Source organism: Streptomyces ureilyticus, assembly GCF_011045025.1.
In the GTDB taxonomy this organism is placed as follows: Bacteria; Actinomycetota; Actinomycetes; order Streptomycetales; family Streptomycetaceae; genus Streptomyces; species Streptomyces ureilyticus.
In genome coordinates this window covers 1-21887 of the sequence record NZ_JAAKZX010000170.1, presented here as the reverse complement: position 1 = coordinate 21887, position 21887 = coordinate 1, and the positions used below count along the sequence as shown (strand labels likewise).

Sequence of the window (21887 nt, the reverse complement as noted above, 5' to 3'; positions counted from 1 at the left end):
ACTTCGTCCGGTCGATGGCGCGCAGGACGGCGCCGGCGGTGACGACAGAGATGCCGTGTTCGGAGCTGCGGCCGCCGAACACGATGGCCACACGCGGCTTACGAGGCGTCTGCCCAGGGCTCTGGGGCGGTGCAGTATGCCGATTACACGGTGTGGCAGCAGGGGCTGCTGGGTGCGGAAGACGATCCGGACAGTGTGATCAGTGCGCAGTTGGAGGGCTGGAGCCGGCGGTTGGCGGGGTTGCCTGCCGAGCTTGAGCTGCCGTGGGATCGTCCGCGTCCGGCGGTGGCCTCGCATCGGGGCGGGCGGGTGTTGTTCGAGTGGGACCGGCGGGTGCATCGGGGTGTGGTGGAGGTGGCCGCGTCCGCGGGGGCGACGCCGTTCATGGTGGTTCAGGCGGCGCTGGCGGTGTTGCTGAGCCGGCTGGGTGCGGGTGAGGACATTCCGCTGGGCACGCCGGTGGCCGGCCGGATGGACGAGGCCGCCGATGACCTGGTGGGCTTTTTCACCAACACACTGGTCCTGCGTACCGACACGTCGGGCAATCCCACCTTCGGTGAGCTGCTTGAGCGGGTGCGGCAGTGGGACCTGGACGCCTACACGCAGCAGGATTTGCCCTTCGAGCGGCTGGTGGAGGTCCTCAACCCGGATCGCTCCATGGCCCGGCATCCGTTGTTCCAGGTCATGCTCGCCTTCAACAATATCGAGCAGGCAGCGGTCGACCTGCCGGGCCTGAGCGTGCAGGCCGAGCCGGTGGATGTGGCGGTGACCAAGTTCGACCTGTCGTTGAGCATCAGCGAGGTCCACGATGCCGATGGTCCCGCGGGCCTGCAGGGCGCCTGGGAATACAGCAGCGACCTGCTCGATGCCGGCACCGCCGAACGGATGCTGCACCGCCTGCACCACATCATCCACACCGTGATCAGCAACCCTGACCAGCACATCAACGACATCGACGTGCTGGAACCCGCAGAACGCACCCGGCTGCTGACGGAGTACAACGACACCGGCCGTCCGCTCCCGCAGGCCACGGTGCCTGAGTTGTTCCAGGCGCAGGCGGCGCTGACTCCGCACGCGATCGCGGTCACCGACGGCAACATGTCTGTCTCGTATGGGGAGTTGAACGCGCGGGCGAACCGGCTGGCGCGGGTTCTGATCGGTCACGGTGTGGGCCCCGAGCAGTTGGTCGGGCTGGCGTTGCCGCGGTCGGTGGACATGGTGGTGGCGGTGCTGGCGGTGCTGAAGGCCGGCGGTGCCTATCTGCCTATCGATCCCGAGTATCCGGGTGAGCGGATCGCGTTCATGGTCCAGGACGCGGAGCCGGTGTGTGTGCTGACGACACGGGCAGCAGTGCCCGTACTGTCCCTGCCGGACAGTGTCCGGCTGCTGTGTCTCGACGAGCCGGCCGTGACCACGGCCGTGCAGGCGGCAGCCGGACAGGACCTCACCGACAGGGAACGCCTCACCTGTCTGCGGCCCGCCAACCCGGCATACGTCATCTACACCTCCGGATCCACCGGCCGCCCCAAAGGCGTCACCGTCACACACACCGGACTGGTGAACTATGTGGCCAGGGCCTCGCAGACGTATGCGGGCCTGTCGGGGGAGGCCCTGATCCATGCTCCGATGTCTTTCGATATCGGAGTGACAAGCTTCTACGGCACTCTGCTCGCGGGCGGTTGTCTACGCCTCCTCCCCTCCAACAGCCAGTGGCCGACCGAGGAGTTGCAGGCCCCTAAGTCGATCACCTTCGTGAAGATGACTCCGAGTCACCTCCAGGTTCTCCTGAAGGATTCGGAACCTTTCCCGGCCACGGCCACGGGTCAGTTGATGCTGGGCGGTGAGCTGTTGACCGCTGAGGCTGTACGGCAGTGGCGCAGCAACAGCCCTGACACGCAGCTCATAAACCACTACGGCCCCACCGAGACCACGGTCGGCTGTATCGACTACCAGATTCCCCCGGGAACCCAATTCACCAGGGACTCTGTTCCCATCGGACGCCCGATGTGGAACACGCGGGTGTATGTGCTGGATGCGGGGCTGCGGTTGGTGGCTCCGGGTGTGGTGGGTGAGTTGTATGTGGGTGGTGCGGGTCTGGCGCGGGGGTATCTGAACCGTGCGGGTCTGACGGCGGGCCGGTTCGTGGCGGATCCGTTCGGGCCGGCGGGCGGGCGGTTGTATCGCACGGGTGACCTGGTGCGGTGGGGCGCGGACGGGCAGTTGGAGTTCGTCGGGCGCGCGGACGATCAGGTCAAGGTCCGCGGCTTCCGGATCGAGACCGGGGAGATCGAAACCGTCCTGACCGAACACCCCGATGTGGCTCAGGCGGCGGTGGTGGTCCGGGAGGACCGTGCCGGCGACAAGCGCCTCGTCGGCTACATCATCCCGGAACATAACCCGGCCACGGACGCCGAAGCCGCCGCGCGTGGGGTGGACACCACGGCCGTACGCGAAAGCCTGCGGGGGCGGTTGCCGGAGTACATGGTCCCCTCGGTCCTGGTCGCCCTCGACGGCCTGCCGTTGACGGCGAACGGAAAGCTGGACCGTGCCGCGCTCCCCGTGCCGGATCTGTCGGGCATGACGTCCGGGCGTGGTCCGCGTACTGCCCGGGAGGAGGTGTTGTGCGGGCTGTTCGCGCAGGTGCTGGGGCTGCCGAAGGTCGGCATCGATGACAGCTTCTTCGCCCTGGGCGGACATTCGCTGCTGGCGATGCACCTGATCAGCCAGGTCCGCTCGGTCCTCGGAATGGAGCTGTCCATCCGCAATCTGTTCGAGGCGCCTACGGTGGCCGCGTTGGCCAGGGAATGGCATCCCGAGGTGAACGAATTCGACACCTTGGTACCGCTGCGGGCGACCGGCGATCAGCCCCCCATATTCTGTGTCCATCCAGGAAGTGGTATCGGGTGGTGCTACAGCGGGTTGATAGCGCGGCTGCCAGAGGAATATCCGATCTATATCCTCCAGGCGCGAGGCCTCAATCCGGCGGATGAAGTGTCCGGGAGTATCGAAGAGATGGTGGCCGACTATCTGGACCACATCAAGTCGGTTCAGCCCAAGGGGCCCTACCGCCTGCTGGGCTGGTCCTTCGGCGGTGTGGTCGCCCAGAAAATGGCCACGACTCTTCAGGCCGATGGTGAACAGGTCGACCTGCTCGCCCTCCTCGACGCCTACCCGCAAAGCGAAGAAATTGCTGATGTGCCGGTGGGTGGCCAGATCTCGCTGTTGACTGCGGCGCATGCCGAAGGATTGCAGGACGCCGAGGTTCTTGCCGGACTGGAACAGGACCGGCTCGCTGCCGTGGACGCGGTCGTCAGGAATAACGGGTGGTTGATCCGGTCCTTTACTCCGGACGTCTATCAAGGAGACATGCTGCTGTTCAAAGCGGCGGCGAAGAGGGAAAAGCCGCGAGGCTCGGCCGAGTCCTGGATGCCGTACGTGGAGGGCGAGTTGCTTACGTACGACGTCGATCGCACGCATGACGAAATGACTGTTCCGGAAGCGTTGGATGCAGTAGGCTGTGCACTGCGATCTGTACTCGTGGATATCGACTACAACCGTGCTGACGCCAGGGAGGATTCAAATGGCTAACAACCCGTTCGATGATGAGGACGGCGAGTTCTATGTCCTGGTGAATGCCGAGGGACAGTATTCGCTGTGGCCGGTGTTCGTTGACGTCCCGGACGGCTGGGATATCGCGCTCCCCAAGACCAGTCGGGCCGAGTGCGTCGAGTACATCGACGAGCATTGGACCGATATGCGGCCGAAGAGCCTGGTCGAGGCAATGGAACGAGACAAGCGTTAGCGCGCACTCGAAGCCGGCGCGGGCGGCCCTTGGTGACCAGTGGCAGCGGATGCACCGCTGGTCGCCAAGGGCCGTTGTTCGAAAGAAGTTGTACGGAATGTGCGGGAGGAACCCATGCCAGACCAGCAGACCCGGCCGTTGCCTGTCCTGCGGTGGACTACGCGTCCATCGGCCACGGTCGTGTACTGCCTGCCGTACGCCGGCGGCGTGGGCAGAATCTTCCAGCCCTGGGCTTCGAACGCGCCGTCCGGTATCGAGATCCGGTCGTTCGTTCTGCCGGGCCGGCAGGAACGCCTGGGTGACCCCATGTACACCACGGCCTCGAACCTCGCCGACGATGTCGCCGCTGCCGTGCTGGACGATTCCCAAGGGCGGCCGTTCGCGTTCTTCGGGCACAGCATGGGCGCGCTCATCGCTTTCGAAACCGCCAGGGCCCTGCGTCGGCGTGGCGGCCCGCAGCCGGTCGTACTCAGCGTCTCCGGGCGGGAGGCGCCGCAGGCGAAGGACAAGAGGCCGCCGATATCCCACCTCCCGGACGGCGAGTTCGCCTCGGTCATGGTGGACTACGGCGGAATGCCCAGGGACGTCCTGAACAACCAGGACCTGCTCGACATGGTCCTGCCCGCTCTTCGCGCCGACTTCGCGCTGTGCGAGAAGTACGAATACACCGAAGAGCAACCACTGGACTGTCCGTTGCTCGTGTTCAGCGGAGCGGACGACCCGATGGTCGAGGCCGAGGGCGTCCGGGGATGGAGCGACCAGACCACCAAGAGGTCTCTCGTCCAGACCTGTGCCGGCGACCACTTCTTCCTCTGGCAGCACCAGGCCACCATCCTCGACACGATCAGCCGGGTCGTGGCGGCACGCGTGCGATAACGGACGGCGGTCTGTTCGCGTCCGGAACGCACCAGACCGCCACGGAACGCGCAGCAGTTGAGGTTTTCAACGGCAGTCAAAGATTCGGCAGTCAAAGATTCGGCAGTCAAAGATTCACTGGAATCTCCTGCCGTGTCGTGATGCGGAGCTTCTGGTACACGCGGGTGAGGTGCTGTTCCACCGTGCTGACAGTGATGTAGAGCTGTTTCGATATGTCGCGGTTGGTGCGCCCGTAGGCGGCCAGCAAGGCCACCCGGTGTTCCGCCTTCGTGAGTTTGACGACTGCCACGCCCTGCTCCGCGTCGCCCCCCACACCGACGGACACGGTTTCCTCCTCGACCGCCCGGTCAGGAGTCCGGCTGCCGACGGCGAGCTTTGCACACAGCGGTTCCGCCCCGCATTCCCTGGCGAGATGCCAGGCCCTGCGCCGGACCGAATCGGCCCGGGCCGCGTCGCCGAGCGCCTGGTAGGTCTCGCTGAGGTCGCCCAGGGCCTTCGCCAACTCCAGGCGCTCACCGCAGGCGTGCAGCCGCTCGACGACCTGCGACAGCAGGCGCGCGCGCTCCTCCAGCGGGGCGACGGCAGCATGCACACGGGAGAGGACAACCCGGGCTCCCGGGGCCTGAAGGGTGACCTGGTCGCCGGGCGTCGCGAGCAACCGCGCCGCCTCGGACGGCTCTTCGAGCCGTAGCCAGGCATGAGCCGCGTCAGCCCGCCATGACACCAGCAGAGGATGGTCGATTCCCCATCGACGAGCATGCTGCCCCACGCTCAGGAAGTCCGACAAGGCCGCGTGCGGGCGGTTCGTGGCCAGGTGGAGCCAGCCGCGCGCCCGGAGACAGCCCAGCCAGTAAAGGCTGTTGCGCCACTCCTCAGACACTGGCTGGTCGAGTTGGCGCGCCGCGTCGTCGTAACGGCCCATCTCCGTATAGGCGAGGGCGAGAATCGAGGCGGTGCCGCAGATGAGCATGCCACCGTTGCGCTCAGGCACCACCCTCAGCACGTTCTCCACCGAGGTGACGGCCTGCTCCAACTTCCCCTGCCGCAAGGCGATCTGGCCCCGGAGCAAGCCGAACATGGCCTGCCAGCCCGGTATGGCCCGGCGCGTGGCCTCGTCCAGTGACATGTCGCACCAGCACTCCGCGTCGGCCAGACGGTCGGCGTGCAGCAGCGTTTCGATGGCGCTGCACACCGGTCCTGCCGTCGAGTCCGTGAGGGCGGTGGCCCGCAGGAAGTTCTCCGCTGCCCCGGCCCGGTCCTTGCTGGTGCCGGTGAGAAGGTGCTCCGCCGACTTCCTGAGCAGGGGCAGCCCCGGTACGCGTTCGTACGAGAGGTCGTTCGCCTCCTGTGCCGGGACGGACGGCTTCCCTTCGTCAGGGATTTCGACCCCTGGATAGCCGTAGCGCACCAGCATCGACGTGAGTTGCGGGTGGATGCCCGCTGTAGCGGCGGAGGCGTCCGAGCGCGGGCTGAGGCGGTCCAGCACCTCGAGCGCGTCGGCGACCCGTCCCTGTACGACGAGGAGCTTGCCCAGAGATCCGAGTGCGGCCGGTGACAGGGCACCTGACCGCATGGACTCCATGAGCTGCGGGAGGTAACGGTACTCGGCCGCCGCGGGGTTGACCCGCCAGGTGATCAGGGCCGTCCTCAGTCGGATCTCGATACGCTGCGGCTCGTCGGTGCAGCCGTCACCGGCCAATTCGAGGAAGCTGATCGCCGTGTCCGCGTCGCCCTCGGAGAGTGCCTGCTCGGCGGCGTCCCGCAGCGTGACGATTTCCCACGGCTCGGTGGCAGGTCGCGCACCCGGCTGGGCCTGGGAGCTGAGCAGGTGCCGTGCCGTCAGTGACGACGACGCCCCAGCCTCCCGCAGCGCCACCGCTGCTCGCTGGTGCAGCAAGGCACGGTGGGACGAAGTGATGTCCGCCAGGACGGTGGCCGCGGCGGCCGGATGCCGGAACCCGTCGGCGCCGATGACGCCGGCGGCTCTGAGTGCGTGCAGGTTCCGGTCGACCAGCGCTGACGCCTTGTCGACCATGCGGGACAGCAGCTGCGGGGTGCTCGCCTCACCGAGGACGGCGAGGGCGTGTCCCAGCGCCAGCGCCACCGGGCCGCTGCGATACAGGCAGGCCAGGACGGCCTGGCCGTACAGCCCTCCTTCGAGGGGCTGGAGGACCTCGCCGGGCGTCGGGTCGGCCGGTGCCGAGGGGCCGGACGGCCTGAGCTCCTCCAACAACGCCCTCAGCAGCAGTGGGTTTCCGGCGCTGATCGTGTGCAGTCGGTCGACCAGTGCACTGTCCTTGGCGGTTTCCCGCGTCACGTTCAGCATCGCGGCTGTGCCCTCCCTGCTCACCGGATCCAGCCGTACCCGCAGAGAGTGCGACTGCCGTAGCAGTTCGGTCTTCATGACCGGGTTCTGGTGCGGCAGGTGGAGGCAGTCCGTCAGGACCAGGAGGATGCGCGTGGCTCGTCCCCGAGCAGCCGCCCGCAGGAGGTGCCGGAGCGAGAGGCTGTCCCCGTCCTGGACGTCGTCCACGCACACCACGACCGGTGCGGTCTTCGCCAGGAGGTGCAGCGCCTCGCCGAAGTGCTCGACGCTGGTGTCCGCGTGGGCCTCGGGGACGTTCGTGTCCGACATCGGCGTGGGGAGCTGGCCCGCCAGCTGGCGGAGGAGGCCGAGCGGCCGGGCTTCGCCCTGACGCAGACCGACAGCGTGCAGGACGACGGCTCCCTGCTCCGTGGCGTGCTCGGCGAAGGTCTGGAGCAGTTCGCTCTTGCCGCACCCCACGCCGCCCTCGATGACGACCATCCGGTTCCTGCCGGTCCGGGTCTCGGAAAGGGCAGAGTTCAGATAGGTGAGTTCCTTGTCGCGGTCTACCAGGACCATCTCGGATGATACCCCCGCTAGTTCCAGTTCACCGTGGTACGAATTGACGGCTCAGCCATATCCTTCGACCCCCAGCTTGGCCGCGAACAGAAGTCCGCTGATCCCGGCGAGTGAACGCAGCAGGCCACGGGAGATTTTCCGGGCGAGCAAGGGGCCTATGCCGCCGCCGAGGAGAAACCCGGCTGCCAGGGGCAGCGCAGCGCCGTAGTGGACCGATCCCGCGATGATGAAGATGACCGACGCGGTGCTGTTCGCCAGGATGTTGGTGGCGTTTTTTATGGCGTTGATGCGGACCAGCGGTTCGTCGATCACGACTCCCAGCAGGGCCACTGCGAGAATACCTCCGGCTGCTCCGAAGTATCCGGTGTAGACCGAGACCGCGAACATGCCGGACATGGAGAGGAGTGAGAAATGATCGCCGGCGTCGCAGTCCGAGCTCACCGGACCGGCCGCCATCCGATTAATCCTCGGTTGGAGCAGAAGCAGCACCGAAGCTCCGGCCACGAGAATGGGAACCATGAACTGGAAAACGTCGGGAGACGTCACGATCAATGTCACGGCCCCCACGGCTCCACCAATTGCGTTGATGGCTCCGAAACGAATGACCCGGGACCGCTGTCCTTCCAGTTCCGGTCGTGATCCCAGTGTGGCGCCGAAACCGGTGAAGACCAGCGACACTGTGTTCGTAGCATTCGCTACCACCGGCGGTAAACCCATGGAAAGGAGCGCCGGATAAGAAATGAGGGAGGCGATGTTGACGACGGTGCAGGCGATTCCCGCTAGTATTCCAACCAGCAGAAGGACGGCCTGCTGCTCCAAAAGCACAATTTCTCCATAAAGGATGAGATAAGGGCAGGCAGATGAGCCGGACCGACTGCTCCGGGTGCGCGGAGAAAGACGTCCATTTTGCGGTCAGAGACCAGTGGCCCCGAACCGGGGAAGGCCGCCCTGGCGGACGCCCCCGGGACCTGACAGCGAGAGTTCTTCGTGGCGGTGACCGTTGTTCTGCCGCAGGCTGTCGTGCCCCGGAGGGCGTGCGGCGTGCTGGGGCGCACCGTGGCAGGCCAAGTTCTTGACGCTCACGGTCACGTTCAGGACGTCGTCCTGGGACGGTGTCCGGTCGTGCCGGGCGTCGTCGCGCTCGTAGAGGTGGTCGGCGAGTTCGACGGCCAGACGCCATGCGTGTGTGCTGAAGCCGGCGTCGGCAGCCAGGCTCACGGCACCGAGCAGTACCTGGCGCTCAGAGGTGAACCACGCCAGGGCCGACAGCCGGCTGTCCAGCTCTTCGAAAACGACTCCCGCGCGGGCGCGGGACGGCGCTGTGGACGTCCGGTGCGGGGACAGGAGGCAGGCCGCTGCCTGTCCGGTGCGGAGGTAGTGGTCCAGCATCCGGTGCACGGCCGCTTGCCGCTGGGTGTCGTCGTCGAGGGTGTGAGCGAGTTCGGAGGCGTACGAGCGCATCAGCCCGGGCAGGGAGTACCGGCCCGGGGAGTGCTCCTCTGTCAGGTTCGCCTGCGTCAGCTCAGTCAGCAGCCCGCGCACGAGCGGCGCCGGGACACCGGCCAGGCTGGCCGCCGCGGGCTCGGTGATGTCGGGCCCCGGGTGCAGCCCGAGCAGTCGGAGCAGCCGTGCCGCCTCGGGGCTGAGCCTGTCGTAGGACCAGGACAGCACCGTTTTGACGTCGGTGACGGGGTCGCCCGTGGTGAGCGTGCCCAGCCGCGCGTTGTCGTCCCGCAGTTGCTCGGCCAGGGACTGTAGGCGGGGAGTGGTGCGGGTGGTGTCCAGGGCGGCCACCACGGCGAGCGCCAGGGGCAGACCGGCGCAGGAGTTGATGATCTCGTTCGTGGCCCGGGGCTCGACGGCCAGCCGGTCGGGTCCGAGGCGGTCGGCGAGCAACTGCCGCGATTCCTGGGCGGTGAGCATCCCCAGGGCGATCGGGCGGGCACCTTCGGCGGCCACCAGACTCGTCAGACGGTTGCGGCTGGTGATCACGACCAGGCACTCGGACGCCCCCGGCAACAGGGGACGGACCTGCTCGGAGTCCTTGGCGTTGTCCAGCAGGATCAGCATCCGCCGCCCCGCCAACAGACTGCGGAACAGGTTCACTTGGGCGGCCAGACCGGCGGGAACGCTGTGCGCGGGAACCTGGAGGGCGTCGAGGAAGCCGCGCACCGCGTCCGCCGGGCTTGTGACCTCCTGGTCGGGGGCGAAACCACGCAGGTCGACGTACAGCTGCCCGTCGGGGAAGCGATGCGCCACCTGGCTCGCCCAATGGACGGCGAGCGCGGTCTTGCCGACGCCGGCGGTTCCCGTGATGGCAAGGACGGGCATGGCCGTGGACGCGGCGCCGTCACGAGCGAGCGTGTCGAGCCGAGCGAGTTCGGATGCGCGACCGCTGAAATCCCGTGCCGCCAAGGGGAGTTGAGCCGGTATCGGCAAACCCGTACGGCCGGACAGGTGGTCCGGCGTTGCCGCCGACCGATGGCGGTGCTCGACCGCGGCCTCCTGGCGGTGGCCTGCCCGAGCGGAGGGTCCCGGGCCGGCCGTGGAGGAAGGGGCCGGTTCGGACGGCTGGGGGGAGCCGACCGTCGGTTCGACGGGGGCTGCGCCGGAGGTCGGATGTGCCGGTCCGCCGCACGGTCGGGACGTGGGGCCGTGCGTCTCGACGAGCGGGCCGTCGGCGACCGCTGAGGGACGAGTCCCCTGCTCCAGCTGACCGGTGAACCTGAATCGCCGCAGCTGGGCGATGGGGTCGGCCATGAACTCCGCATGAGGGCCGGAGCGCAGGATCGCGGTGTGGACCTGCTGCAGATCGCCCCCGGGATCAAGGCCGAGTTCGCCGGCCAGTCTCTTCTGCAGAGCCCTGAAGGCGGCCAGGGCCTCGACGCGCTGCCCCGCCGCGTGCAGGGCGAGCATCAGGAGGCCTACCAGCGGCTCTCGCAGCGGAAACCGGTCAACAAGAGTACGGAGCTCGGTGGTGACGTCGTGGTGGCCCAGCGCCAGTTCCAGTGCCAGGCACTCCTCCCAGACGGTCAGATGCCGGTCCTGCCAGATGCGGGCCGCACTCTCCAGCCTGCTGCTCCCGATACCGGTCAGCATTTCGCCGCGCCACAGCAGCAGCGCCTCACGCAGCTTGGTGGCCGCCGCGGCGATGTCCACCGGGATCAGTTCATGTCCGGCGGTCGCCAGCTCGTCGAAAGCGTGCGCGTCCAGAGCATTGCCCTCCAGGCGGAGCAGATACCCGGGGCGCCGGGTCGAGATGATGTCGCTGGGGGCGCCATTGCTGAGCAGCTTCCGCCGCAGTCGCGGAACGATGTCCTGGATCTGCCGACGCGCCGTTGCCGGAGGCTCCTCCCAGACGACATCGATCAGATGCTCGATGGTCACAGTCCGGTTGGCGCTCAGCAGGAGTGCGGCGAGTGCCCTCTCCTGCCGTGATCCGTCCAACGAGACAGAGTGATCACCGGAGCGTACTTGCAGTGGTCCAAGGATCTCGAAAGATACAGAAGTCAACTTATCCCCCGTGTTGATTTCAGCCACTGGTTTTCGCGCTGTTCAGATGATCTTTCTGTGTTTTGGGGCAGGGTGAATTCCGATAAGGCGAGATAAGGCGATCGGCTGATCCGCATTCGCTTCACCGGCTGGTCGCCCACCGTGCTTCCCCCTGGTCCGCTCATGGGCGAGCGATCCCCGGTCTGTGGAAGAGTTGCCCGCAACGCCGATCCGGTTGACACGACCTTGCTGGAACTTTTGACGGGCGAGTGTTGTCCCTGAATCGGCTCGTTTGGTTCGCATAGGCGGACTTCGCCGGGCAGGTCCGGGTCTGCCGGGTCTGGTCAACGGCGCCGGCCCATGGCCGAGGACAGGGCGAGGATCCGGTGAGGACGGCGGACCGTAGCTTGTGTTCGCATTGACGGAGCCGTCGAGGCTCTGGCGAGAGCTGGGCGGGTAGGCGGGGCGAATGCGCTTGGGTCAGTGGCACGTTGGCGACCGGAGGTCCGGCCGACAAGGAAACCTCAATATTTCTGACTATTCGGGAAGCCGGAGGTCGAAGTGAGCGGAATCATTGGCGAGAGTTCGAACCTGAGGCCGGATGTCTGGTTCAACTGGAACAGCATCAGGTGCGAGAGCGCCCAGCCGACGCCCACGCATTCAGGCACCTTCTTCGACGAGACTCTGCGCGACGGACTCCAGGCGCCGAACATCCGTAACCCGACGCTGGAGCAGAAACTGACCATCGTCGACCACATGGTCCGCTCGGGGGTCCGCTCGGCTGATCTCGGCTTTCCGGGATCGGATTCGGCCGCCGAACGGGAATGTATGGAGATCGCCCGCCACATCTCCGCGAACGGATACGAGCTGACGCAGGGATATGCTGGCCGGACTCACCCGGCGGACATTCACGCGATATGCGAGATAGCGCAGACTGTTGGAGTAGCGGTCGATGCGTATCTCTTCATCGGGGTCAGCCCCATCCGGCAGTACGTCGAAGACTGGGACAGCGCGTCGATCAGGCGCAACATCATTCAGTCGGCGGCTGAGTGCCGACGGGAGGGTGTGGAGTTCGTCCTGGTCCTGGAGGACACGGTGCGGTGCACTCCCGAGGTCCTCACCGGCGTATACGACGCGGCCATCGAGACAGGGGTCCGCAGGATAACTCTCTGCGACACGGTGGGCGCCGCGTTGCCGAGCGGGACGCGATCACTCATTCACTGGTCGCAGCAATACTTCGCGGACCGAGGCCATCCAATCGGATTCGAATGGCACGGGCACAACGACCGGGGCCTGGCGCTCGCCAACTCCCTCACCGCTCTCGCCATGGGGTGCGAACGCGTGCACGGCACGATCCTGGGCATCGGCGAGCGAACGGGCAACGCCTCCCTCGACCAGCTCATGGTGAACAGCCACCTGGACGGGCACGCGACGTACGACCTCAAGGCACTCCGTGACTACTGCGCCTATGCGGCGCCCGTGCTGGGCGTCGACATTCCACAGAATTACCCCGCGATGGGGCGTGACGTCTTCAAGACCAGCGCCGGAGTCCACGGAGCCGCGATCCTGAAAGCTCATGAAAAGGGAGACGTGCTCGTCAAGGACAGTGTGTACTCGAGTGTTCCCGCCAGCTTCCTGGGCCGTGAACAGGAAGTGATGATCGACGCTTCGTCCGGTGTCAACAACGTGAAGTACTGGCTGACGGTTCACGGATACGAAAAGGACGACGCCTCCTTGATCAAGAAGGTCCTGGCGAAGGCGAAAACCAGCTCCGCTCCTCTGGCCGACGAACTGATAAGGCAGATCATTGCGACCGCTGAGTGAAGCCGGAGGCGTCGGCCGTGAGCGTTCGATCCACCTGCGCGGCGAAGTCCTGGTCCTGACCGAGGACACGGAACTCATCGGGGCTCAGCTGGTGGACGGCGGTACCGGCCCGGCAACGTCGGAGTTGCTCCGGGCCCCGCTCATGAACAGCATTTCGACGGACGAGATCATCCCGGGCTGGTGCTGTTACTGGTACGACGAGAAGCTGGGCGATTACGCGTATCTCGGTCTCCGCGGAAAGCCCTTCGCGCAAGGAGCGGTGAAGTCGTTCGCGCCGCAGGTCATCGTCAGCGGTGAAGCCAAGGGCTGTGGTTCGTCCCGAGAGCACGCCGTGTACGCCGAGAAATACGCAGGAGTGGAGATCGTCTTCGCCCGCTCCTTCGAGAGGATCTACCAGCAGAACTGCCGCAATGTCGGCATCATCACCTGCGACGACTTCGGCGCACTGGACGCCCTGCTGGCGGGCGAGGAACTTCCGCTGGGGGCGTTCACGCAACGCGCGAACGAGATCGAACGCGCGATCATCGACCTGGGCGGGCTGTTCGGTTTCAACCGTGAGACCCGCAACGGCGCGGAGAGGGACGTCAGGTCGGCGTTTTCCGTGAAGAGGCCGCTGAACGCTGTGGAAAAGATCATCCAGCGGCGGCTCTCGTCCAGGAACCCCTGTGGTGACAGCGAGAGCGTGCGGATCGGGGAATCCTACTTCGCCGAAGCTGACGTGAGGTTCTCGCACGAATATGTGACACCCATGGCCGCGGGGATGTTTGTGCGTCAGTTCGGAGCGGACGCCGTGCTTGCCGAACCGGAGTCATGCTATTTCTTCCAGGACCACCTCTCGCTGGCGGAATCCGTCCTGAAGCGACGGGACAACGGCCTGGAACTGATCGAGCGGGTGGAGAATCTCGGCAGGCGCCAGCAGGAATTCGCGGCCCTCAGCGGCGGCAACTTCATCGGCTCCTCGGAAATGGGAGGCAGCCGCGCCATCTGCCACAACTACATCCTGGAGCACGTCGCCCGGCCGGGAGACATGATCATCGGCACGGACAGTCACACGTGCACGGCAGGCGCTGTCGGCGCTCTCGCCTTCGGAGTGGGCGCGACGGACATCGCGAATGCCTGGTACAACCGCGAGATCCTCGTGAAGGTTCCCGAGGTCATCAAGGTCAATCTGGTGGGGCGGCTGAGGCAAGGAGTGTGCGCGAAGGATCTGATGCTCTCACTGCTCGCGCACCCGTCGATCGAGGGCAGCCGGACCCTGGGCAAGGCACTCCTGTTCGGCGGCCGGGGAGGCGAGGGCCTGAACGTCGACGAGCGCGCCACCCTGTGCAACATGGCGGTGGAAGCCGGGGCCATGACCGGCATGTTCGAACCGGATCACGTCACGTACGACTACCTCGGCCGACGCTCTCCCGCATCCGACGGCGGCGGGGCCGCGGTCTCGGACGAGAATGCGGAGTACTCCGCCGTCGTGGACATCGACCTGGCACTGATCGTGCCGATGGTGGCTCTGCCGGGGGATCCGCGCAACTCCGTGCCTCTGGCGTCGGTCCCTGAGGGGGTCAGAGTCGACAAGGTCTACGGCGGTTCCTGCACCGGCGGCAAGGCGTACGACATGGACATGTACGCGAGCGTTTTCGAGCTGGCTCGCGCCCGTGGGGTGGCGGTGCCGGACGGCGTGCAGGCGTACATCCAGGTCGGCAGCGAGGACGTCATGCGGTACGCGGTCGAACGAGGCTACATCGACCTGTTCAGGGATGTGGGTGTGAGCGTGCTGCCGCCGTCCTGCGGGGCGTGCATCAACGCCGGCCCCGGTGTGTCGGAGAGCCCGGCCGAGGTCACCGTGAGCGCGCAGAACCGGAACTTCCCCGGGCGCTCGGGACCGGGCCAGGTATACCTGGCCTCGCCCTACGTCGTCGCGGCCACCGCGGTGGCCGGCTGGCTCAGCTCTGTCGAAGACATGTTCACGCCGAGGGCGGATTCATGAGGATCGCGGTGGTCCCGGGTGACGGGATCGGCAAGGAAGTGATTCCGGCGACGCTCCCTGCGCTGACCCTGCTCAGTGACGCGTTCGGTCTGGATCTCGAATACGACGTCTTCGGCTGGGGAGCCGACGAGTGGATCGCCAGCGGCGTGGGACTGCCGACCGGCGCTGTCGAGCGGCTGTCGAAGGACTACGGCTGCGTCTTCCTGGGAGCACTCGGCGACCCGCGGATCCCCGACATGGCACACGGGCGTGAGATCCTCCTCGGGCTGCGCAGGGAGCTCGACCTGTACGTCAACCATCGGCCGATAGTCCTGAGCGATGGCGTCATCGATCTCTATCGCGAGAACACCCAGGGGCTCTATGTCGGAGTCGGCGGGACGGTGGGCCGGGCCGGCGTGGTGAACGTCGCGATCGACGAGTGCGTCTACACCCGCGATACCGTCGAGAAGTTCGTACGTTCCTGTCTGCGCCGGCTCAGTGAAAAAGGTCGGCGAAAAGTGACGTTGGTGCACAAGGCCAATGCCGTGCCAAACACCGGTGGACTCTGGGTGGACGTTTTCCGAAAGGAGCTCGGAGCCTTTCCCGAAATGATCGGCTCCGAGGAGTACGTCGACTCTTTCTGCTACAACCTGGTGCGCGACCCGACGCCCTACGAAGGTGTGCTGGCGTCCAACCTTTTCGGGGACATCATCAGTGATATCGGAGCTGCTCTGATGGGCGGACTGGGTCTCGCGGCGAGTGCCAGCATATGCCCCGAAACCGGCTTCGTCCTCGTCGAGCCGGTGCACGGCAGCGCTCCGGACATCGCGGGGAAAGGCGTGGCGAATCCCTGCGCCGCGGCCATGTCCGTGGTGCTGATGCTCGACCACTTCGGACACACCGAAGCCGCCGACATGCTCCGCGCGTGTGTGGGCGAGGCGGCACGGAGCGACGCGGCGACTCCCGACCTCGGCGGCCGTGGGACGACCGACGGCCTGATGGGCACGGTGCTGGCCCTCCTCGGGCGGCGTCTGTCCGAACGGCCGCGCACCGACTGAACACGCCCGCCTGGAATTCCCGCTTCCAGCCACGTCCGGAAATTTGCCGAAAATATCCTGTCAACCGAATCACATGTGCGGGCAACTCTTCCACAGACCGACAAGAAGCGCCCACGGCATCTGCGAAAGAAATACGGAAGGCGCATCGCGCCGTCATGGAGTAATGCGCTGCCCTGGCGCTGTCGCCCACACTCCTGGCACCAAGCCGTAACCCGTGGACGGCCGTTTACCGGTATCTGTGACCAGTGAAGGAGCCAGCATGCCCGGAAACGGGATACGCAGCACGAAGCCGAACCAGAAATCCATCCTGCTCTGGACCGCCGTCGCTTTGGCCGGCGCTCTCGCCTGGGGTGTCGTGGCACTGGCGCGGGGTGAGGAGATCTCGGCCATCTGGCTCGTCGTTGCAGCCCTGTGCTCCTACGCGATCGCCTACCGTTTCTATTCGCGTTTCATCGCCCGCCGTGTCCTCGAAGTCGACGACACCCGCGCCACCCCCGCCGAGCGGCTGGAGGACGGGGTCGACTTCCAGCCGACCGACCGTCGGGTGCTGTTCGGCCACCACTTCGCGGCCATCGCGGGCGCCGGACCGCTTGTCGGGCCCGTACTCGCGGCTCAGATGGGCTATCTGCCCAGCACGATCTGGATCGTCGTCGGTGTGATCTTCGCCGGCGCCGTGCAGGACATGGTGGTCCTCTTCCTCTCCATGCGACGCGACGGCAAGAGCGTGGGGCAGATGGCCCGTGAGGAGATCGGCAAGGTGGGCGGCATCGCGGCACTCGTCGCCGTCTTCGCCATCATGATCATCCTCCTGGCGGTGCTTGCACTCGTCGTCGTCAACGCCCTCGCCGACTCGCCCTGGGGCACCTTCTCCGTCGCGATGACCATCCCCATCGCCCTCTTCATGGGCTTCTACCTGCGCTACCTGCGGCCGGGCCGGGTGCTCGAGACCAGCGCCATCGGTGTGGCCCTACTGCTGCTGGCGCTCATCGGCGGTGGGTGGGTCGAGAACTCCTCGCTGGCCGACGCCTTCACTTGGAGCCCGACCACGCTCGTGTTCTGTCTGGTCGGCTACGGCTTCGTCGCCTCCGTCCTGCCCGTATGGATGCTGCTGGCACCGCGCGACTACCTGTCCACCTTCATGAAGGTCGGCACGATCGTGCTGCTTGCCGTCGGGGTGATCGTGGCCGCGCCGACACTGCGGCAGGATGCGGTCAGTCCCTTCGCCGCATCGGGGGAGGGGCCTGTCTTCGCCGGCGCCCTCTTCCCCTTCCTGTTCATCACCATCGCCTGCGGGGCGCTCTCCGGGTTCCATGCGCTGGTGGCTTCCGGCACGACGCCGAAGCTCGTGCAGAAGGAATCCCAGGTGCGGATGATCGGCTACGGGGCGATGCTCGTGGAGTCATTCGTCGCCGTCATGGCGCTGGTCGCCGCGAGCATTCTCGACCCGGGTCTGTACTACGCGATGAACGCTCCGGCGAGCCTGCTCGGTCCCAGCCTGGAATCCGCCTCACAGGCCGTCACGAACATCGGCTTCTCCATCAGCCCCGCGGAACTGGCCGCGGCGGCCAAGGCCGTCGAGGAACAGACACTGGTCTCACGCACCGGGGGAGCACCAACCCTGGCCGTCGGTATGGCGGAGATCTTCTCCCAGGTCTTCGGCGGCGCCGGCATGAAGGCATTCTGGTACCACTTCGCCATCATGTTCGAGGCCCTGTTCATCCTCACCACGGTGGACGCCGGTACCCGCGTCGGCCGGTTCATGCTGCAGGACATGCTGGGCAACGTGTGGAAGCCGATCGGCCGGGTCAACTGGAAGCCGGGTATCTGGATCACCAGCGCGCTGGTGGTGATCTGCTGGGGCTACTTCCTCTACGCCGGGGCCTCCGACCCGCTCGGCGGCATCAACCAGCTCTTCCCGCTCTTCGGAATCGCCAACCAGCTGCTCGCCGCCATAGCGCTCACCATCGCGACGACCCTGCTGATCAAGGCCGGAAAGCTTCGCTGGGCATGGGTGACCGGCATTCCGCTGGCCTGGGACGTGGCGGTCACTTTCACCGCGAGCTGGCAGAAGATCTTCTCCGACGACCCGAAGGTCGGCTTCTTCGCCCAGCGTGAGCGGTACGCCGAGGCCCTCGACGCCGGAAAGGTCCTTCCGCCGGCCAAGACGCTCGACGATATGCGGACGGTGGTGTTCAACTCGACCGTCGACGGTGTCCTCATCGTGATCTTCCTGCTGTTGGTGATCCTGATCATCGCCAACGCGGCCGTGGTGTGCGTCCGGGCCGTACGCTCGCCGCAACCACTGCCGACCGCGGAGGCGCCCTACGTCGCATCGGAAGTCCACGTCGCGCCCCGTGACGGGGCACCCGAGGAGGCCATGGTCGCGGCGGGGGACCGCGGATGAGCCTGGGCCGACTGCTCACCGGTGTCAGCTGGTATCTGCGAGAGATCACCGGTGCCGCGGACTACGAGCGCTACTGCGAGCGCCACCGGATCCGCCACCCGAACGTGCCCGTGCCGAATCGCAGTGCGTACGAACGGGAACGCGCTCGGCATCGCGAGGAGAACCCGCAGAGCCGCTGCTGCTGACCCACCTGCGTGGTGGCCGATCCGAAAAACCGGCGGGCGTCATATACGTGACACCGCACGCCCCTTCAGGTCGGCCACCAGGGCAGACGCCGCGACCCTCAGGAATTGGCCAGCGCCCCCGGCCTGAAACGGGTCTGAGCCGGGGTCAGCCCGCGCTGCTCCAGTATGGTCGCCGCCGGTGTACCGGCCGCCTCCGTCGGTGGCACGATGCCCGTGGAACGGGCCGTCCTGCAGCCCGAGCGGCGACCGCCTTGAATTGCCCTCAGCCCTCTCCCCGTTGCGCCGATCCAGAACCCGTTGGCCACAGCGTGGCCGGTCCTGTGTGATTTCTGGGCTAACTCCCGGTCCACCGACCAGGTTCGCCAGACGGCGAACTCCAGACTTTGTGGCACCGAAGCCAGCCGACGCAGCTAGTACGCCACTAGCTGGCATCGACAATTGGTCTGGTAAGCTCCCTCCGGCCTGGATCTTGCTCGGGGTGGGTATAGGGCAGTGCGGCAACAGTGGACAACGGCGGCCAGGACACAACACGCCAGTTCATGGACAAAGTGATCGCCTTGCTCCAAGACCAGGCACGCACTTGTTGGCAGGCTCGCAGTCGATATCAGCCCGCCGTCAGCCCATGCCGCACGCGCTTCCTGTTCGCGCGCTCGGTCGGACGTCCGTCCGTCGACGACTGGAGACCAAAGAGTGATGGAGCGCCGTGTCCCTCCTCCTGAACCGGCCGCCCGTGCCGTCGCCGCTGGGAGTTCGGTCATCCGCGCCGCCCTCGCGCTGACGGCTCGGCCCGAGGTGATCTCCTTGGCGGGCGGCCTCCCCGCCTCGGAACTCATCGACACGGAGGGGATTCGTGCGGCGTACGACAGCGTCCTGCACGAGTCCGGTCATCGGGTACTGCAGTACTCGATCACGGAAGGTGATCCACAGCTTCGGGAAATCATCGCGGTACGCCTCGCCGGTCAAGGACTCCCCTCCAACCCGGAGCAACTCCTGGTCACCACGGGGGCACAACAGGCTCTCGCATTGTTGGCGCACACTTTGCTCGAGCCCGGTGATGCGGTGGTCGTGGAGGACCCCACCTACCTTGCGGCTCTGCAGTGTTTCGCCTCCGTCGGCGCGCGCGTGATTCCGGTGCCGACCGACGACGAGGGAATCGTCGTTGACGCCTTGGCGAAAATAGCAGTCACGGAACGTCCAAAATTGCTCTACCTTGTGCCGACCTTCCAGAACCCCACGGGCCGGACACTTCCCATGGATCGTCGCCGGGCTGTGGCGCGCCTGGCCGCGGAACGGGGATTCTGGATCGCCGAGGACGATCCTTACAGTGAGTTGCGGTTCCGTGGCGAGCACGTCCCCCGGATCGCGTCGTTGAGCGAAGCAGCGGACCGCACTGTGCTTCTGGGCAGTCTTTCCAAAGTCCTGGCGCCGGGCATGCGACTGGGATGGCTCCACGCTCCTCCTGGACTGCGCCACGTGTGCACGCTGTCCAAGCAGGCGCTCGATCTGCACACGTCGGCCGTCGACCAGGCCGCTGCAGCACGGTATCTGACGGAGCACGACCTCGATTCGCGACTGGTTCACGCACGGGCAACCTACGGAGAACGCTGCGACGTACTGCTCGACGAGCTGTCACAGGTGCTGCCCTCGGGCAGCACCTGGAGCCGTCCTGAAGGCGGAATGTTCGTCTGGGTCCGGCTTCCTCGCGGGTTCGACGCCACCGCTCTGCTGCCCGACGCTGTCGCCAACGGCGTGGCCTACGTTCCGGGTGCCCCGTTCTTCGCTGGGCCGGGTGACCCGGCGACCCTGCGGATGTCGTTTGCCACGCACGATCCGGCCCGGATTCGGGTCGGCGTACGGAGGCTTGCCCAGGTGTTCACCCAACCCGGCGGGGGCATCATCCCGGCGATGAGTGGGACGACGTGACGGGCCCTGCCTCTGTTGCGCAGAGTACGCGGTAGCGAAATGTGGCTCTTGTCGGGGGTCTGTAACGTCGGCGGGGTCATGGGCTGTTAAGGATGCGTCTGCGGATGAGGCCGAGGTTCTCCCGGCCGAAGCCCATGAGCTCGAGGAAGTTGGCTCTGGTCACGGGTCCCGCGACCTGGCCCATCTCGAGGGCGTGGACAGGCCGGTGGTGACCGCGTCCAGGTCCCTCTTCATGCCGGTGACCAGGGAATGCTGGGCGGGGAGGTGGTCTGCGAGGATGCGGTCCATCCATGCGGGGCAGTTCCTCGCCCCGCAGGTCGCGCATCATGTCGGCGAAGTCGCGAACGTGGCGTGAGGTGGCGTCGAGGTGTGGGCAGATGGCCCGGATCTCTTCGAGCTCGGTCGTGTCGGTCTCGGCGAAGTGTCCGGGGTTGGTCGTGATCCAGCGGACGACGCGCCAGGGTTTCGGAGCGGCCCGCAGCTCGGGAGCAGGTGCGGCGGGTTCTTTGGCTTGGGGCTGCGCGGCTTTTTGAAGGGGCGGAAGTAGTGGCGGACGCACTGGATGTCTCCGATGAAGCCGCGTGTGCGCCGTTCGCGGTGCAGTCGCGGGATGTCGTGGCAGTCCTCGCGCCGGCGTTGGTGCAGGTAGGGCTTGTGTCCGTCCAGGATCGATGCCTGGTTGTGGCCTTGACCAGCAGTTCACTTGAACCGGCGCAGCACGAGTTCAACGACCGCCGGAGCTCCGCCGACGGCGCGGCTGCGAGCCGGGCGCGCGTACCGGCCGTGCACACGCCACGACACCAGCCCGCATCTTGGGCACCTCGCCGTCGGGACCGCGGAGTGAGCGCAGAACGTGACGGTTCTGGCCGCACGCTCGATCGACTCGACCACCACACCAGCTAAATGCGGCAGTGCCAACGAACGGGGGGCGTGCTCGGCACCTCCAGCTACTGGCGGGTGGCGGGAAGCCACACCGCTGGCGCTCCCGCCGGTTGCGATGGCCACGATCACGGCTGCGGCGGCCCAGAAAGGTGCCTGAGGTATGGGGGCCGAGGCGACAAGCATGGAGACATCCAAGCACCGGTGTGAGTCGCTCGGCGGCTGATCGGTGAGGCTTCTCGGCTGCTGGCGACGGCCCACACGCTGCTCACACGGGGCCAGTGCGAAACAAATGAGAGAGCGGGAGTCAGTGAGACTGACTCCCGCTCTCTCATGTCGGCATCCGCCCTGGTCAGCGCTTGATTTTTGCTGGCTGTAGGCGAGTGCCCCCGGCAGGATTCGAACCTGCGCACACGGCTCCGGAGGCCGTTGCTCTATCCCCTGAGCTACGGGGGCGTGTCGGGCGCGGTTTGTGCGGCGACGGGTAGAACCCTACCAGCTCTTTCGGGGCGTTCAGGAACCGGTTTTGGGGCCTCCAGCTACCGCCCCAAGCCGGGGCAGATCCCCGACTCGCCGGGGGTCTACAGGTTCCGGGAA

Annotated in this window: 15 protein-coding genes and 1 tRNA gene; 9 read left to right on the top strand and 7 right to left on the bottom strand. The window is 66.4% G+C overall.

The features are described from left to right. The coding region (locus G6048_RS48885) for a hypothetical protein (RefSeq protein ID WP_328827970.1) at positions 1-91 on the bottom strand (91 nt) is incomplete at its 3' end. A 38-nt stretch (positions 92-129) separates the two neighbouring features. Here G6048_RS48885 and G6048_RS35895 point away from each other — a divergent pair. From G6048_RS35895 to G6048_RS35885, 3 genes are all read left to right on the top strand, one after another. Further along, entirely contained in the window at positions 130-3588 is a 3459-nt protein-coding gene (locus G6048_RS35895; RefSeq protein WP_165343781.1) for a non-ribosomal peptide synthetase, read from the top strand. After that, positions 3581-3802 (top strand): MbtH family protein, encoded by a 222-nt coding sequence (locus G6048_RS35890; protein WP_165343780.1) that lies wholly within the window; start codon positions 3581-3583, stop codon positions 3800-3802. Before G6048_RS35895 ends, G6048_RS35890 begins: the two co-directional genes overlap by 8 nt. 114 nt (positions 3803-3916) lie before the next feature. After that, a complete protein-coding gene (locus tag G6048_RS35885; RefSeq protein ID WP_165343779.1) occupies positions 3917-4678 on the top strand; it encodes a thioesterase II family protein in 762 nt (253 codons plus the stop codon). 106 nt (positions 4679-4784) lie between these two features. Here G6048_RS35885 and G6048_RS35880 read toward each other — a convergent pair whose 3' ends face one another. The 3 genes from G6048_RS35880 to G6048_RS35870 all read right to left on the bottom strand — a co-directional run bounded on the left by G6048_RS35880 (position 4785) and on the right by G6048_RS35870 (position 11009). Further along, positions 4785-7562, bottom strand: coding sequence for a helix-turn-helix transcriptional regulator (locus G6048_RS35880; protein ID WP_165343778.1), 2778 nt, complete (start codon positions 7560-7562; stop codon positions 4785-4787). A 51-nt stretch (positions 7563-7613) separates the two neighbouring features. Continuing rightward, positions 7614-8387, bottom strand: a complete 774-nt coding sequence (locus G6048_RS35875) for a sulfite exporter TauE/SafE family protein (protein ID WP_165343777.1) — start codon at positions 8385-8387, stop codon at positions 7614-7616. A gap of 87 nt (positions 8388-8474) precedes the next feature. Beyond that, the gene (locus G6048_RS35870; RefSeq protein ID WP_165343776.1) at positions 8475-11009 is read right to left on the bottom strand and encodes an AfsR/SARP family transcriptional regulator; all 2535 of its coding nucleotides are present in this window, start codon (positions 11007-11009) and stop codon (positions 8475-8477) included. 606 nt (positions 11010-11615) lie between these two features. Here G6048_RS35870 and G6048_RS35865 point away from each other — a divergent pair. From G6048_RS35865 to G6048_RS35840, 6 genes are all read left to right on the top strand, one after another. Continuing rightward, positions 11616-12878 (top strand): LeuA family protein, encoded by a 1263-nt coding sequence (locus G6048_RS35865; protein WP_165343775.1) that lies wholly within the window; start codon positions 11616-11618, stop codon positions 12876-12878. Further along, positions 12862-14862 (top strand): aconitase family protein, encoded by a 2001-nt coding sequence (locus tag G6048_RS35860; protein ID WP_165343774.1) that lies wholly within the window; start codon positions 12862-12864, stop codon positions 14860-14862. The genes G6048_RS35865 and G6048_RS35860 overlap by 17 nt, the downstream gene beginning before the upstream one ends. After that, the gene (locus tag G6048_RS35855; protein WP_165343773.1) at positions 14859-15899 is read left to right on the top strand and encodes an isocitrate/isopropylmalate dehydrogenase family protein; all 1041 of its coding nucleotides are present in this window, start codon (positions 14859-14861) and stop codon (positions 15897-15899) included. The genes G6048_RS35860 and G6048_RS35855 overlap by 4 nt, the downstream gene beginning before the upstream one ends. Before the next feature lie 259 nt (positions 15900-16158). Continuing rightward, positions 16159-18303: a carbon starvation CstA family protein gene (locus G6048_RS35850; RefSeq protein ID WP_165343772.1), complete on the top strand. Its 2145-nt coding sequence runs from the start codon at positions 16159-16161 to the stop codon at positions 18301-18303. Continuing rightward, positions 18300-18488, top strand: coding sequence for a YbdD/YjiX family protein (locus G6048_RS35845; protein WP_165343771.1), 189 nt, complete (start codon positions 18300-18302; stop codon positions 18486-18488). Before G6048_RS35850 ends, G6048_RS35845 begins: the two co-directional genes overlap by 4 nt. Positions 18489-19181: 693 nt before the next feature. Then, positions 19182-20411 (top strand): aminotransferase-like domain-containing protein, encoded by a 1230-nt coding sequence (locus G6048_RS35840; protein ID WP_165343770.1) that lies wholly within the window; start codon positions 19182-19184, stop codon positions 20409-20411. A gap of 159 nt (positions 20412-20570) precedes the next feature. On the opposite strand, the gene G6048_RS51145 is transcribed toward G6048_RS35840, so the two are convergent. The 3 genes from G6048_RS51145 to G6048_RS35835 form a co-directional block, all read right to left on the bottom strand. Then, positions 20571-20699 (bottom strand): hypothetical protein, encoded by a 129-nt coding sequence (locus G6048_RS51145; RefSeq protein ID WP_268979197.1) that lies wholly within the window; start codon positions 20697-20699, stop codon positions 20571-20573. A gap of 411 nt (positions 20700-21110) precedes the next feature. Beyond that, a complete protein-coding gene (locus G6048_RS52065) occupies positions 21111-21476 on the bottom strand; it encodes a transposase family protein (RefSeq protein ID WP_408056207.1) in 366 nt (121 codons plus the stop codon). 198 nt (positions 21477-21674) lie between these two features. Next, positions 21675-21746 (bottom strand) — tRNA-Arg (locus G6048_RS35835). Positions 21747-21887: the final 141 nt, after the last annotated feature.